The organism is Limnoglobus roseus (genome assembly GCF_008254045.1).
In the GTDB taxonomy this organism is placed as follows: Bacteria; Planctomycetota; Planctomycetia; order Gemmatales; family Gemmataceae; genus Limnoglobus; species Limnoglobus roseus.
On record NZ_CP042425.1, the window covers coordinates 8136124 to 8150824 of the forward strand.

The window sequence follows — 14701 nt, forward strand, 5'->3', positions numbered from 1 at the left end:
TCTACCTCTCAGCCTCCGAACTCACCGTGGATTCACCCTCATGCCCCTTCGCGCACTTGCCGTGCTTTTCTTCGCTTTGCCCGCCTTCGCCGCCGACCCGCCGTCGCGAAAGCCCGTCGTCGTTACCGACGCCGCCCTCAAACTGCACGCCGAGGCGCTCGTCATCGACGGGCACAACGACCTGCCGTGGGAACTGCGGCGGAAGGACGGCGGGGCGTCGTTCCGCGAGATCGACCTGCTGCGACCGCAGAAGAACCTGCACACCGACATCCCGCGGTTGAAAAAGGGCGGCATCGGGGCACAGTTCTGGTCGGCCTACGTTCCGGTGGACACGGCCAAAAAGGGCGTGGCCGTGAAGACCACGCTCGAACAGATCGACACGATCCACCGCATGGTGAAAGAGTACCCGAACGACTTCGAGATGGCCTACGGCACCGCCGACATCGAGCGCATCCGCAAGAACGGCAAGATCGCCTCGCTCATCGGCATCGAGGGCGGGCACTCGATCGATAACTCGCTCGGTAGCCTCCGCGCCCTCTACCGCCTCGGCGTCCGGTACATGACGCTCACGCACAGTGAGTCGCTCGATTGGGCCGACAGCGCCACCGACGCCCCGAAATGCGGCGGCCTGTCGCCGTTCGGCGAGCAGGTCATCGCCGAGATGAACGCGATTGGCATGCTCGTGGACCTGTCACACGTCTCGCCCGAGTGCATGAAGGCGACCCTGAAGGTCACAAAGGCCCCGGTCATCTTCTCACACTCGTCCGCCCGCAGCGTGGCCGACCACCCGCGAAACGTGCCCGACGACGTCCTGAAGTTGGTCAAGGCGAACAACGGCGTCGTGATGGTCAACTTCTATTCCGGGTTCGTCGTGCCGGAAGGCGCACGGGCAATGCGGAAGATGTTCGAGGTCGGCCGCGAGTTGAAGAAGAAGTTCCCCGACGACGATGCGAAGTACCGGGAGGCCATGCTGGCGTGGCAGAAGGATAACGCCTACCCGAACGGCACGGTCCACACGGTCGTCGATCACATCGAACACATCATCAAGGTCGCCGGGATCGATCACGTCGGTCTCGGGTCCGACTTCGACGGCATCACGAAGTTGCCCGACCAACTGGAAGACGTGTCCACCTACCCGGTCATTACCCAGGAGATGCTGAACCGCGGGTACAGGCCGGAGGAGATCAAGAAAATGCTCGGCGGCAACCTGATGCGCGTGTTCCGCGACGCGGAAGCCGTCGCGGGGAAGAAGTAGCCGCGGGTTCAACCCGCGGCTTCACCGGCCGACGTCAAACCACCGTGCACGCTTCTTCGAACGTCAGCCGGGGGCTGCGCGGGTGGAGCCGGCTCGCATCGCCGTGGCCGAGGTTGCAGAGGAAGTTCGACTTCACCGTCGTGCCGGCGAAAAACGCCGCATCCACCTTCGCGTTGTCGAAGCCGGACATCGGGCCGCAATCGAGGCCGACGGCGCGGGCGGCGAGCATGACGTACGCCCCTTGCAGCGACGAGTTGCGGAGGGCGATCATCTCCAGCACCGGCTCCGGCAAGTCCTTGAACCACGCCTTCGCGTCGGCGTGCGGGTACAGCTTCGGCAGTTGCTCGAAGAAGTGAACGTCCATGCCGACGATGGCCGTGACTGGTGCGGCCATCGTCTTGTCGACGTTCCCGGCGTCGAGGCACGGCTTCAGCTTTTCCTTCGCCTCCTTCGACTTCACGAAGACGACCCGCATCGGACACATGTTCGCGGAGGTCGCCCCGAACTTGGCCAGGTCGTAGAGTTGCCGCAGTTCGGCGTCCTCGACGGGCGTCGGCAGCCAGTGGAAGTGCGTGCGGGCGTTGCGGAAGAGCAGGTCTTGCCCTTCGGCGTTCAGCTGACTCATCGGGTACTCCGTGGAACTAAGAAAGTGATTCGGTGGAAACGGGTTTGGTCGCGTTGTACCGGGCGATGATCTCTTCGGCCCGGTTCGCGTCGTCCGTGCGGACCCAGAGTTCGACCGATCCCGGCAACACCGTCCCCAGGCCGGCGGTCAGGTCGTCGCCGACGGTGCGGGCCGCGATCCCCTCGGCGCTCAACTCGTTCGCCAGCATCTGCATGTCCAACAGAGTGCCAGTGGCCAACTTGACAATGTCGTCGGTGAGTTCCATCGTTCGCCCCGAATGAGTGTGGTAGGCGATAGGACGCGGTCATTATAGCCTACGGCTGGGGTGGGGCGGAACCGAGTGCCACGCCAAAACAACGACCGCGAGGGAATGTACCCTCGCGGTCGTGGAAGTCTTTCTCCGTTCGGTCACGCGGCCTCGGCCCGCGGTACTTCGAACAGCCAGCCGGCCGGTCGGGGCATCTTGGTCGGGCCGACCGACCCTTCCGGCCGGCCTTCCCACTCGTGGCTGCGAACGCTTTCAAGAATTCGCTCGGCCACGGCCAACGCCTCACGGCCGTCTTCGCCCGTCACACGCGGCGTGCGGCCGGTGCGGACGCAGTCGATGAAGTGCCGGAGTTCGTTCGTCAGTTGGTCGCCCTTCCGGTCGCCGTCCACGTACCGAACCTGGAGGTGCCGGCCGAAGACTTCGTCCTTCAGGCGGGCGCGGGCGGCGGCGTCGAGTTTGTCGGCCCGCAGGCCGTACTGCCGCACTTCGGGGCTTTGTTGGACGAGCACGAGCTTCCGCGTGACGAAGTCGATGCCCGCGTACCCTTCGGGTGCCCAGATGCGGAGGCGGCGCTTCGGCCGCTGTGTGATGCGGCTGGCCGTGACGTGGGCGATGCACCCGCTCTCGAAGGTCAGGCGGGCGTTCACCATGTCCTCGTGACCGCCGAACACGCTGGCCCCGACGGCTTCGACCTTCTTCACCAACGTGCCGTCGAGAGCGAGCAGCAGGTCGATGTCGTGGATCATCAAATCGAGGACGGCACCGATGTCGATACTACGGCCGGTGAACGGCCCGTGCCGTTCGGCTTCGACGAATTTCGGGCGGATCGGCCGGCGACTGAGTTCTTCGAAGGCCGGGTTGAACCGCTCGATGTGGCCCACTTGCAGCGGCACGCCGGCCTTCGCGGCCAGTTCGATCAACTCGTCCGCCTCGGCCAGCGTGCGACAGATCGGCTTTTCCACCAGGACCGGCACGCCCGCCTTGAGGAATTCGGCGGCGACGGAATGGTGGTGAATCGTCGGCGTCACGATTGAAACCGCGTCGACCGTCTTGAGCAGTGACTCGTGCGAAGTGTACGCCGTCGTGTTGAGGCGGGCGGCGACGGCCTTCGCCTGATCGGGACTGGAATCGACGACACCCACGAGGTCCACGTCCGGAAGGCCGGCGAGGATGCGGGCGTGGTGCTGTCCGAGGTGTCCGACGCCGATCACGGCCATTCGCAAGCGACTCATGTTGCCTTCCTTAGCAAACTTCCGCCCGCACGATCCGTGTGCGGGCCGCCGTGTCAGCCGGTCGCGTCAAGCGGCCCGCCGCCGCGCGGGAAACGACAGGACGGCCGGTGCCGTCGCGGTTCCCTCCCGCGCGAGAATTTGTTTCGCGAGTTCCACGTTCAAACTGTGCCCCGAGCGGTAGGCGACCACGTGCCCGGCCAGGTCGAACCCCGACAGCGACAGGTCGCCGACGAGGTCGAGAATCTTGTGGCGGGCCGGTTCGTCGGCACTCCGCAGTTGGTTGCCGATCAACCCCTGGGGGCCGAACACGAGCAAGTCCTGGACGTTCACGTTCCGGCCGATGCCCTGCGCCCGCAGAGCCGTCGCCTCGGCTTCGAGGAGGAACGTCCGGCAGTTCGCGATGGTCTGGGCGAACGTCTCGGGCGTGACTTCGACGGTCGCGGTCTGCCGCGGGATCGGCGAGTGGTAGCCGTAGTCGAGAATGTAACTGATCCGCAGTCCGGTATCGGCGGGGTGAATGCTCACGCTCGCACCGTCCTTCGTGACGACGACCGGCGACGACACGGTCACGATCGGCCGCCGCACGTTCTGGGTGAGAACGCCGGCCTGATGGATCGCCTCCACGAAGCCGCGGGCGGAGCCGTCCAGGCCGGGCGGTTCGGGGCCGTTGAGTTCGATGGTGCAATTGTCCACGCGGAGGCCGGCCAAGGCAGCCAACACGTGCTCGACGAGCGTCACGCCGTCGTTCGCCGATCCGATCGTCGTCCGGCGGCGGGTATCGGTGACGTTGGCGGCCAGAGCCACCGTTCGGGGCGAGCCGGGCCGATCGCTGCGGACGAAGGCCACGCCAGTGTTGGCAGGGGCCGGCCGCAACCGGGCGCGGACCGCCTGGCCACTGATGAAGCCGGTGCCGGCCACATCAACCGCCCGGCCCAGCGTCCGCTGATATCGGTACCCGATCAGTTGCACGGTTCGCAAGTCCTGTCTTCGCACATGAAGGCGACGCCCGCCGAGACGGCCCCGGCGGGCGGATCGGACACGGTTACTTCGGCGGCGCGCCGGGGGCCGCGGGGGCCGGCGTCGTCCCGCTAGCGGGTGTCACGGCCGGGACCGGGCCGGGGGCGGCGAAGTTCTGGTTCAGCGTCAGCACGACCACCTTCGTGATGTCGATGCTCGGCGAGACGTAGAACGGCATGGCCGCCGGCGGACGGAGCTTCAGGTCGTAGTACAGTGGCGACTTCATTTCTTCTTCGGTCAGGGCGTCCGGGTAGGCCATCACGAGTTGGAACCCGTTGACTTCCGAGACGCGCTCGACGACCGTGCGGATCTGGGTGAAGAGTTCTTGCAGGTGCTTGGCCGACTTGTCGTCGATGTCCTTGCGGATGGCCTTTTCCAGGTCCTCGAACTGCCGCTGCATCGCCGTCATTTCTTGTTCGATCTGCTGCTTCTTGGTCGGCGACGTTTCGGTCCGCCCGGCCGCTTCCTTTTCGAGAATCTGGTTGCGGAGCTTCGCGAGCTCGGCGCCCTTCTTCTGGCGCTCCTCGTTCATGGTCGCCGCGAAGTACTGCCACCGTTGGAAGTCCTTCATGACGCGGGCCACGTTGAACACCGCCACGGTGCCGCGCGCCGCCGGCGTCGTGGCCGCGGGTGCGGCAGCGGCCGGGGCTTGGGCCTTCAAGCCCGTCGCCATGTAACCCGCGATGGCCAACCCGGCCACCGCCATCAAGTAGACGTAAATCCGCTTCACGATTGGCCTCCTCTGCCTGTCCCCGTCGGCGGTCGAAGATTCCGTTCCCCGTACCCCCACCCGCCGAGCGATGGCTCTCTCAGTGTTCCGTTCCAAGAAGAACCGTCAGGGTCGGGCGGTTCTAACCGACCCATCCGACCGCGTCAACACGAATTGCCGCCGGCTCTCGCCCGCCCGATCCGGCCAAAGTGAGAGGCGGCCCAGGAAGCGGCACGGATTTCGCAATGAATCTCGGGAGTGCTACCACCGTGAGAGACGACATGACTGTGCGAGATCTCTGGCAAATCGTCAAAACGGCCGGAACAGCTTGGCTCGATCACAAGGCCCCACGGTTGGCCGCGGCGGTGGCGTACTACACCATCCTGTCGTTGGCCCCCGTGTTGATCATTGCCGTGGCGGTCGCCGGGGCGGTATTTGGGGAGGAGGCGGCCCGCGGGCAACTCGTCGATCAGTTCCGGGGCATGGTCGGGCAGTCGGGGGCCGAAGCCATTCAAGTCATGCTGGAACACGCCAGTAAGCCTGGGGCCGGCGTTTGGGCAACCGTCATCGGCATCGGGACACTCGTCATCGGGGCGTCCGGCGTGTTCGGCGAACTTCAAGACGCGCTGAACACCGTCTGGGACGTGAAGCCGCGACCCGGCCGCGGAATCATGGGCGTTCTCCACGACCGCTTCCTCAGCTTCGCGATGGTGCTGTGCATCGGGTTCCTTCTTCTCGTGTCGCTCGTCCTCTCGACGGCCCTCTCGGCCATGGACCACGTACTCGAAGGGTGGATTCCCGGCTTGCCGACGCTGATGCGGGTCGCGAACATCGGGCTGGGCTTCATCGTCGTGACGGTCTTGTTCGCGATGATGTTCAAGTTCCTCCCGGACGTCAAATTGCGGTGGCGGGAAGTCTGGCTCGGGGCCGCCGTGACGGCGGCACTGTTCACGCTCGGCAAGTACCTCATTGGCCTGTACCTCGGCAAGGCGGGCGTCGCCTCGCCGTTCGGGGCGGCCGGTTCGCTCGTGGCTCTGGTGGTCTGGATTTACTACTCGGCCCTGATCCTGTTCTTCGGGGCTGAATTGACTCAGGTGATGACGAAGCGCGTCGGCCGCGGGCAACCCATGCCCAACGCGGAACGCCTGACCGAAAAAACAACCGCCGCGATGGCACCCGGCGAGTGAGCCGGGTGATTTCTCTCCGAGGTCGTCATGTCGTCCGACAAATCGAACGGTCACCCTCGCGATTCGTTCCTCGGCCGCCTCGCTGGCGGGGCCGCCCGGTGGACCGGCGGATCGACCGCCTTCGGCCTGGCGTCCCTCGTCATCATTGTCTGGCTCGTGAGCGGCCCGTTCTTCCACTATTCCGACACCTGGCAACTCGTCATCAACACCGGCACCACGATCGTCACCTTCCTCATGGTGTTCCTAATTCAGCGGGCGCAGAACAAAGACTCGAAAGCCGTTCACTTGAAGCTGAACGAGATCGTGGCGGCCCTCGAAGGGGCGAGTAACCGGCTCATCAACGTGGAAGATTTGACCGAGGAAGAGGTCGGGACGCTCCACGAGCACTTCTGCACGCTCGTGAAGCTCGCGAAGAAAGCGGGCAGCCTGAAGGACTCTCACTCCGTCGAAGATGCGGCCGAGCGGCACGAGCGGAAACAGAAGAACCTGACCGGCGAAGTTCCGATCGCGAAGGGCTAGGCGAGGATGCCCTTCACGAGTTCGCCGTGAACGTCGGTCAGCCGCATGTCGCGGCCGCCGAAGCGGAACGTGAGCTTGGTGTGGTCGAACCCGAGCAGGTGCAGCATCGTGGCGTGCAGGTCGTGAACTTGGACTTTGTTCTCGACGGCGTGGTAGCCGTACTCGTCGGTCGCCCCGTAGGCGATGCCGGGTTTAGTGCCACCGCCCGACAGCCACACACTGAAGCCGAACGGGTTGTGGTCCCGCCCGTCGCTGCCCTGGGCGAACGGCGTCCGGCCGAACTCCCCGCCCCACAGGATGAGCGTGCGGTCGAGCAACCCCCGTTGCTTCAAGTCCGTCAGCAGTGCCGCGATCGGCTTGTCCACCGCGAGGGCGTTGTCCTCGTGGCCCTTCTTCAGTCCGGAGTGCTGGTCCCAGCGGTCGTGGCCGAGGCTCTGGCAGAGTAGTTCGACGAACCGCACGCCGCGTTCCATCATCCGCCGGGCGATGAGGCACTGCGAGCCGAAGACCTGCGTTTTCGGGTTGTCGAGGCCGTAAAGGGCGTGCGTGTCCTTCGTCTCCTTCGATAGGTCGTACAGGTCCGGCACCGCCGTCTGCATTCGGGCGGCGAGTTCGTAGTTGGCGATGGCCGACTCGACCTGATCGTTCCCGCCGAGGCGAGCGTTCGTGGCCGCGTCGAGCTTGCGAATCAGGTCGAGCTTCGCCTTCTGCGACCCGGCCGGCGTGAGGTCAGCGACCGGGGCCTTACCGGGGCGGAACAGCGACCCCTGGTAAGTGGCCGGGAGGAAGCCGTTGCCGAAGCAGTCGATGCCGCCGGGCGGGATCATGCCGCTGCCGAGGACGACGAAGCCGGGCAGTTCCTTCGACTCGCTGCCGAGGCCGTAGGTCACCCACGCCCCGAGCGACGGCCGCCCCTGCTGGCCGTGGCCGCTGTGGAAGAAGTAGTTCGCCCCCGTGTGTTCGGAGAAGTTCGACACCATCGACCGGACGACGGTCAGGTCGTCGGCCCGCGTCGCGAGGTTCGGGAACAGGTCGCTGACCCAGAGGCCGGACTGGCCGCGCTGGCTGGTCTTCCAGGGGCTACCGAGCGTGTTGCCGTTGTTGTTGAACTGCGTCCGCTCCTTCTTCATCTTGAACGGCTGGCCGTGTTCCTTCGTCAGCAGCGGCTTCGGATCGAACGTGTCCACCGCCGACGGCCCGCCGTCCATGAACAGGAAGATCACCCGATCGGCCTTCGGCGCGAAGTGGGGCTTCCTCGCGGTGCCCGACGAGTCGGCTTGCACTTGCTCGGCGAGCAGGGCGGCGAGGGCCATCGCGCCGAAGCCGTTGGCGGAGCGGGTGAGCCACTCGCGGCGGCTGAACGTGGGGGCGGTGCGATGGCAGGGGTACATGCGTGAGTCCGAAGGAGGGCGTCGGACCCCACGGGTCCGACGCGAAACGATACTTCTCAGTCGATATTCTCCACTTCACCACCGTCGATGGTGATGGCGGCCTTCAACGCCGTCTGAGCGATCGTGTCGCGGATGAAGCGGACGCTGCCGTCGCCCATCGCAACGCTGAACCCGCCGGACGAATGGCCGCCGAGCTTCGGCACGTCCTTCTTCGGATCGTACACCACGTCGGCCGGTTTCGTCCACTCCACGGCCTCGGCCGCCTCGACGATCATGATCGAGTTCGAGGTGCCGTCGGTGATGTTCGCGAACGACGTCCTCGCCGCCGGGTCGTTGATGAACCACGACCGCGGCGACGTCCCCTTCGCACAGGTGAAGCCCTGGTAAAACGTCTTCCCGACTTCCGTCGCCCGGGCGTTGGGAACCTCGAAGACCTTCGGCATCTTCTCGATCAGTTTCTTGTTGTTGTCGCTGTCCCACGGCTCGTCGAGCTTGAACTGTTTGTACAGATTATCCTGCTCGACGTAGGGCAACAGGTGGACCCGCCACGAGAGCATGGCCTTGCCGTTCTTGTCGTAGACGTTCGTGGGCATCTTGCCGTTCACGTCGTGGTAGGCGTGGAAGGCGATGGCGAGTTGTTTCAGGTTGTTGCTACTCTTCGCCCGCGCGGCGGCCTCGCGGACCTTCTGCACGGCCGGCAGCATCAGGCCGAGGGCCACCGGGTAGACGCCGGCGACCATGCTGAACTCCTTCGGGATCGTCGCGCTCACCATCAGGTCGTTGCCGTCGCGCTTGATCGGCAGGTTGTCGAGCAGTTGATTCGCCTGGCTGATTGCCCCCAATCCGGCGAGGGAGCCGAGGATTTGCGGCAGCTCGTTCACCGGCCGCGGGCCGTCGTTTTCCTTCTCATAGAGCGCCTTCTCGAACTGCAACTTCGGCTGCGTCATCAGCGTCTTCGCGATCTTCACGGCATCCTTCAGGGCTTCCTCGGCCTCGGCGACCATCTTCTCGCCACCGTAGTTGGCCCGCAGCGCGATCACCGGGGCCGCGTCCTTCAGGTCCATCGTCATCGTGATGCGGTCGGCCTTCAGCAGCGGGCGAAGGTTCTCGGGCACTTGCTCGAAAGCCTGCGGCGGGATCGGTAACGCCCGCACGTTCACGGCCGCGACCACGGCCATGCCCTTCGCGGCCGCCTCGACCGCCGGCGTGATGCCGCCCTTCAGCACCACCGGCCGCGAGAGGAAGGCCGCGACCATCGGGCCGGGGCCGATCAGGAGGTGCTTGTCGTCCACGAAGTGCAGGCCGACGTCGAGTTGCTTGTCGATGTAGACCGACTTGCCGTCCACCTTCGTTTCCACGGCGTTCGGCACGTAGAGCTTCCGCAGCTTCCAGGCGTCGATCGCGACCGAGAACCGGATCACGCTGACGATCGTCGGCGGTTCGCGGTCGTCCTTCGGCGGGAGGAGGATCACGGTGGCCCGTTCGATCGTCGAGGGCGACGGGTAGACCTGTTTCTCGAACGCGGCCAGAGCTTTCGGCCCGGCCCCCTGCACGATGTCGCGCATGGCCTGCATCATGTCGTGCTTCCAGATGTCGGCCACCCGCAGGTGGACGAACCCGGCCGCGTCGCCGGGGACCATCGCGAGGTCTTCGTCGGCGGCCCGCACGGCGGGGGTGAGAACGACGGCCGCGAGAACCGCGGCGACCGTTCGGGTAACGAGGGAACGCATGATCGGCCTCCAGAGATCGAACCGGGGATGGGGTGTCAGTATAGTCGTCTGCCCAAAAGCTAGTTGTCGTCGATGTTGATCGCGTTGCCGTCGGCCCGTTCGATGAGGTGCCGCATCGTCTGGGCTCGGTTCTTCAGCTTGGCGAGGTTCAGGACGCGGACGCTGCCGTCGGCGAAGGCGGTCGCGAGGAAGTCGTCGAACTCCTTTGCGTAGTCGGCCGGGAACTCGACCTTCGGGTCGTACTCGAACTCTTCCGGCTTGGCCCACGGCACCGGATCGCCGCCGGCGAGTACCATGATCGTGTTCGACGTGCCGTCGGTGATGCTCAGAATTTTGCACCCCGTCGCGAGGTCGAACATCGCCCCGTTGCCGACGGGCACCTTGTAGACCGTGTGGGCCGGCTTCAACGCGATGCGGGGGTCGGTGTACGTGGGGATGGTCAGGTCGCTGAGCTTCTTGTTGCTCTCACTGTCCCACGGCTCGTCGAGTTTGAATTGACTGTAGACCGCGCTCTGCTCGATGTACGGCAGAATCGTGACCCGCCAAGAGTAGAGCTTTTTCCCCTTCTTGCCGAGCGTGGCGGCGGGCGGAAAGTGGCCGTAGACATCGTGGTAGCTGTGCAGCGCGATGCCGATCTGCTTCAGGTTGTTCAACGCTTTCGACCGTTCGGCGGTCTCGCGAACCTTCTGCACGGCGGGCATCATGACGCCCGCGGCCACCGCCCCGCCGGCGACGAACTGCGACGCCCACGCGGGCAACTTCACGCTCGTCGTGAGGTCCGCCCCCTTCCGTTCGATCGGCGGGTGGGCCAGGAGATCGTCGACGAAGTTCAACCCGCCGAGGCCGGCCACCATCATCGCGGCTTCGGGGAAGTCGCCGAGCGGCCGGTGGACTTTCGCGCCGCCGGCGTCCTTCTTCCGCTTCCCGTCGAGGTGGCGTGTCAGTTCGGTCGTGAGTTCCTGCCGGTGCTGGTTCAGGAACACCCTCGCCAGATCGGCCAACTTCCGCATGGCCTTCTCGCCGCCCGTCGCGGAATCGGCGTTCGGGAAGGTCGCCCGCACTTGCAGGACGGGTTCCTTCGTCATGTCGATGGACGCAGTGACGGCGTCCAGATCGGTCAGCGGCTTGAACTCGTCGGGGATCTGGACGAGGGCTTCCGGCGGGATCGGCAGGGCCTTCACGTTTAAGCCGGCGACGATGGGCTGGGTGCCGGCCGCCGCCTGAATCGCCGTCGCGAGCGGGCCGTCCTTCTTCGTGTTCGCGAGGATCGCCGTGACGCCGGACTCTTCGCCGAGGATCAGGGTGCGGTCATCGACGAACGCCATCGCCACGTCGGCCCGCTCGGCGAGGACAAGTTCCTTGCCGGCGACGGTCTTCGACTTCGCCTTCTCGGCGTGGGCCTTCTTCACCTGCTCCTTGTCGAACGGCTCGGTGAAGTGGAGGATCAGCGTCGGGTTGAACGGGTCGAAGTCGGATCGGCGTTGCGGCTTCCCCTTACCCGGCGGCAGCAGCACGAACGTGACGCGGTCGGTCGTTGACGGCTTCGGGGCGAAGTGCAAGTCGAGCAAGCCGACCGACCGCTGCCCCGCCCCCTCGAACACACCCCGCCACGGCTTGAGGTCCGGATGATTCCACAGGTCCGCCGCCCGGATGTGCAGGAAGCCGACGGCATCGGATGGCACAAGCGCCAGGTCTGACGGCAGCGGCCGACTGTCGGCGATCATCGGCCGCGATGGCAAGAACGCGAACAGGCCGCTCATGACGGCCACGAGAACGACGGGAAGCAACCGGCGGCGTGACATGACAATTCCTCAAGGAGAGCGAGCCGCCGGGCTGTCGGAGGCTCGTTGCGAACCGTCATTCAGTCGATGCTCGCGACCTCGCCGCCCGCCCGGGTCACGATGGCCCGCCAGACATCGGCGGCGGTCGTCTTCTTTACCGTTCGGACCGAACCGTCGGCGAACGCGGTGTGCGTAATGTCGTTGATGAACAGCAGCAGGTCGGCCGGGTTGCCCTTCGGGTCGAACTCCAGGTCGTCCGGCTTCGTCCACGGTACGGCCGTCTTGCCCATCGCGATCATGACCGTGTTCGACGTGCCGTCCGTAACCTGGTTGAATTTGAAGCCTTGAACTAGATCGAAGAGGGCGCCGTTGCCGCGGAAGACCTGCATGTGGGTGTTCTTGTCCTCCGGCTTCGTCACGCCGATCACGCCGAACACCGGCGGCATCGGGTTGTTCTCGAAAATTTTCTTGTTGTGGTCGCTGTCCCACGGCTCGTCGAGTTTGAACTGCTGGTACAACGGAGCCTGCTCGATGAACGGCAGAACCGCCACCCGCCACGACAGCAGCGGCTTCCCCTTTTTGCCGATGATCGCGGCCGGCGGGAACGAGTTGTACGAGTCCGCGTAGTTGTGCATCGCCAGCCCGAGTTGCTTGAGATTGTTCGTCGTTTGCGCGCGAGCCGCGGCCCCGCCGGTCGCGCCGAAGATCTGCACGAGGACCGGCGTAACGTCAAAGTCGGCCTTCGCCTTCAGCGTGGCCGTTGCTTGGGCGTCGTCGCTAACGATGACGGCGGACTTCAGCAGGTCTTGCGTCTGCCGGGCCAGGGTCACGAGTTTCGCCTGCGATTCGTCCTTCTGAATGCTGGCGATCCCGGCGGCGAGGGCGGTCTGCATGAACGTGCGGAAGACGCCCATTGACTTCTCGGCTTCGAGCGACTTGGCCCGAGTCGGGCACTTCACGTTCACCGTCAGTACGAAGTCGTCGGCAAAGGTTCCGGTGGCGAGGATCGCGTCGGAGTGGAATAGCGGCTTGAACGGCTCCACCTCGGCCGGCACGTTCTCCTGGCGGATTTCGTCCGGCATGTTCGCGAAGTTCAACCCGAACGTGAGCGACTTGCCGGACCGGGCCGCGTCGAGGGCTTCGGTGGCCGGCCCCTTCTTGTCGCCGCCGACTGGCTTCGCCAACTCGTTCCCCTTCGGCCCCAGGATGACGACGCGGTTCGGGGTGTCGAATAGGAACAGCGTCTTCTGCTTTCCGTCCTTCCCCTCGCTGATCGAGTAGACGTTCTCCCGCTCCTTCTTGAACTTGTCGCTGGCGAACTCTGGCGGCAGTTTCTTCAGCCCAGCGAGCGTCGTGAGGGCCGTCACGATCTGCTTCGGGTTGTGCGGCTTCGACAGGGTGATGGCGGCGCACACGGCCTGCTGATCGCCCGGCCCCTTGAGCTTCGGCATGAAGACGGTGAAGGTTTGCACCGAGTCGGTTGAGACGCCGAGCGCCCCGGCAAGCACGTCAATCTGATCGAACGCGCCGTTCGGGTTCGCCTTGCGGACGAGGTCGACCTGCTTGCTTTTCCAGGCGCTTTGCACGTCGAGGTGGGCGAACAGGGCCGCATCCGGCGGCACCCACGAGAAGACTTCTTCCACGTCCTTGCTCAGCGGAGGGGCCGCGGAGGCGTAGCGATTGGAGCAGGCGAAGAGCGCCACGGCTGCGATCAGCAGTCCGATCCGAAAGCGCATCCGGGTGAGCATGGCACGAGTCCTCGGAGAAATGGTGACCGGATTATGGTCGTCCCGCGGGTCGAGGGCAACCATTTCATTCGAATAGACGGCCGCACCGGGCCGCGATTTCAGGAAATGGGATCGAAGGTTGGTCCCGCCTCAACCCGGCCAACCGCTCTTTGATGCGAGAGCAGAACGCAGTACACTATTCCCATTCGCCATTTATGGAGTCTTTCCCGCGATGAGTAGCCCGGCAATCACCCTGCCGAAGACCCGGCCCGAAGAGCAGACCGACACGCGCACCAAGCGGCAGCCGCCCTACGCGGTGATCCTGCACAACGACGACTTGAGCACGATGGAGTTCGTCGTCACGGTGCTGCGGAAGGTCTTCGGGTACACGGTGGAGAAGTGCGTCCAGATGATGCTGGAAGCCCACAACCAGAACCGCTGCGTCGTCTGGACGGGGACGATGGAACTCGCGGAGTTGAAGGCCGATCAAATCATCTCGTGCGGCCCCGACCCGGACCGGGCCGATCAGGGGGCCGAACCCCTGCGCGTCTCCGTCGAACCGGCCGCGTAGCAATTGCACCTCCCCTGCCGGTTGTGCCCGCCCGGTCGGTTGCACCAGAAGCGGCGCGTGCCCGCGTGCCGCTCCAACGCCTTCGCATCGCGTCCCGCCGCCGGAACGGTCGATCAATCACGATGTCTCTCACCAGTGAAGGAGCATCATGATGAACTACCGCACGATGGCGGCCGCGGTCGTATTGTTGGCCGGGACGGCCCTGACAGCGTCCGCTCAAACCCGCGGTTTCGTGGGCGTCGGAGTCGGCGTCGGCGGGTACCCCGGCGGGGGCTACTACGGGTACCCCGGTTGGAACTACTACGGCCTCCCGTACGGCCCCTACGCCTACGGCTACCCGAGCGCGCTCGGCACGCAGTGGTCGAACGGGCACAGCCTCTACGGCCCGCCGATTCCGACGTTCGGCCCGACGCCCGGCGCGTTCGGCGGCGGCGACGCCCACCGCGGACACTACACCTACGGATTCCTGGGGAACTACAGCCCCTCGCCGCGGCTCGGCTATTCGACGGTCAACGTCTACCCATCGGATCGGCAGGAACTGACCGGGCCGTCGGTCGACGCCATTGCCCCGAACGAGGTTCCGCGTTCGCAGACGTCCTCGACCAGCCCGTGGGTCAAGGGCGGCCTGCTCGGGTTCGGCGTGATCCGGCGGCGATGAACTTGACCACCTTCGGGGGCGTATCTACCGT

Annotated in this window: 14 protein-coding genes; 5 read left to right on the forward strand and 9 right to left on the reverse strand. The window is 65.3% G+C overall.

Features of this window, described 5'->3' with window-relative positions; all coding sequences use genetic code 11:
- The first annotated feature begins 40 nt into the window (after positions 1 to 40).
- The gene (locus PX52LOC_RS34880) at positions 41 to 1255 is read left to right on the forward strand and encodes a dipeptidase (protein ID WP_149114409.1); all 1215 of its coding nucleotides are present in this window, start codon (positions 41 to 43) and stop codon (positions 1253 to 1255) included.
- Positions 1256 to 1289: 34 nt separating this feature from the next.
- Here PX52LOC_RS34880 and PX52LOC_RS34885 read toward each other — a convergent pair whose 3' ends face one another.
- The 5 genes from PX52LOC_RS34885 to PX52LOC_RS34905 form a co-directional block, all read right to left on the reverse strand.
- Entirely contained in the window at positions 1290 to 1880 is a 591-nt protein-coding gene (locus PX52LOC_RS34885) for a malonic semialdehyde reductase (protein ID WP_149114410.1), read from the reverse strand.
- A 16-nt stretch (positions 1881 to 1896) separates the two neighbouring features.
- Complete coding sequence (locus PX52LOC_RS34890) at positions 1897 to 2145, reverse strand: putative signal transducing protein (protein WP_149114411.1); 249 nt, start codon at positions 2143 to 2145, stop codon at positions 1897 to 1899.
- A 143-nt stretch (positions 2146 to 2288) separates the two neighbouring features.
- Positions 2289 to 3380 (reverse strand): Gfo/Idh/MocA family protein, encoded by a 1092-nt coding sequence (locus PX52LOC_RS34895; protein ID WP_246173559.1) that lies wholly within the window; start codon positions 3378 to 3380, stop codon positions 2289 to 2291.
- A gap of 66 nt (positions 3381 to 3446) precedes the next feature.
- Positions 3447 to 4349: a UDP-3-O-acyl-N-acetylglucosamine deacetylase gene (gene lpxC, locus PX52LOC_RS34900; protein WP_246173817.1), complete on the reverse strand. Its 903-nt coding sequence runs from the start codon at positions 4347 to 4349 to the stop codon at positions 3447 to 3449.
- 73 nt (positions 4350 to 4422) lie between these two features.
- Positions 4423 to 5127: an OmpH family outer membrane protein gene (locus PX52LOC_RS34905; RefSeq protein ID WP_149114413.1), complete on the reverse strand. Its 705-nt coding sequence runs from the start codon at positions 5125 to 5127 to the stop codon at positions 4423 to 4425.
- 260 nt (positions 5128 to 5387) lie between these two features.
- On the opposite strand from PX52LOC_RS34905, the gene PX52LOC_RS34910 reads away from it, so the two are divergent.
- Together PX52LOC_RS34910 and PX52LOC_RS34915 are read left to right on the forward strand one after the other, a co-directional pair.
- On the forward strand, positions 5388 to 6293 hold the full coding sequence (locus tag PX52LOC_RS34910; RefSeq protein ID WP_149114414.1) for a YihY/virulence factor BrkB family protein: 906 nt from the start codon (positions 5388 to 5390) through the stop codon (positions 6291 to 6293).
- A 27-nt stretch (positions 6294 to 6320) separates the two neighbouring features.
- Positions 6321 to 6812 carry a low affinity iron permease family protein gene (locus tag PX52LOC_RS34915; protein ID WP_149114415.1) on the forward strand — a complete coding sequence of 164 codons (492 nt, stop codon included), beginning with the start codon at positions 6321 to 6323 and terminating at the stop codon, positions 6810 to 6812.
- Here the strand turns inward: PX52LOC_RS34915 and PX52LOC_RS34920 are convergent.
- From PX52LOC_RS34920 to PX52LOC_RS34935, 4 genes are read right to left on the reverse strand one after another with little or no spacing between them, the layout of a single operon-like run.
- The gene (locus PX52LOC_RS34920; RefSeq protein ID WP_149114416.1) at positions 6809 to 8203 is read right to left on the reverse strand and encodes a DUF1501 domain-containing protein; all 1395 of its coding nucleotides are present in this window, start codon (positions 8201 to 8203) and stop codon (positions 6809 to 6811) included. The two genes, PX52LOC_RS34915 and PX52LOC_RS34920, sit on opposite strands and share 4 nt — an antisense overlap.
- A 56-nt stretch (positions 8204 to 8259) precedes the next feature.
- The gene (locus tag PX52LOC_RS34925) at positions 8260 to 9933 is read right to left on the reverse strand and encodes a DUF1559 domain-containing protein (protein ID WP_149114417.1); all 1674 of its coding nucleotides are present in this window, start codon (positions 9931 to 9933) and stop codon (positions 8260 to 8262) included.
- A gap of 59 nt (positions 9934 to 9992) precedes the next feature.
- Positions 9993 to 11735 (reverse strand): DUF1559 family PulG-like putative transporter, encoded by a 1743-nt coding sequence (locus PX52LOC_RS34930; RefSeq protein WP_149114418.1) that lies wholly within the window; start codon positions 11733 to 11735, stop codon positions 9993 to 9995.
- 59 nt (positions 11736 to 11794) lie between these two features.
- On the reverse strand, positions 11795 to 13462 hold the full coding sequence (locus PX52LOC_RS34935) for a DUF1559 family PulG-like putative transporter (RefSeq protein WP_168219394.1): 1668 nt from the start codon (positions 13460 to 13462) through the stop codon (positions 11795 to 11797).
- A gap of 211 nt (positions 13463 to 13673) precedes the next feature.
- Here PX52LOC_RS34935 and PX52LOC_RS34940 point away from each other — a divergent pair, with 211 nt between their 5' ends.
- On the forward strand, positions 13674 to 14012 hold the full coding sequence (locus PX52LOC_RS34940) for an ATP-dependent Clp protease adaptor ClpS (protein WP_149114420.1): 339 nt from the start codon (positions 13674 to 13676) through the stop codon (positions 14010 to 14012).
- Positions 14013 to 14160: 148 nt separating this feature from the next.
- Complete coding sequence (locus PX52LOC_RS34945) at positions 14161 to 14670, forward strand: hypothetical protein (RefSeq protein ID WP_149114421.1); 510 nt, start codon at positions 14161 to 14163, stop codon at positions 14668 to 14670.
- Positions 14671 to 14701: the final 31 nt, after the last annotated feature.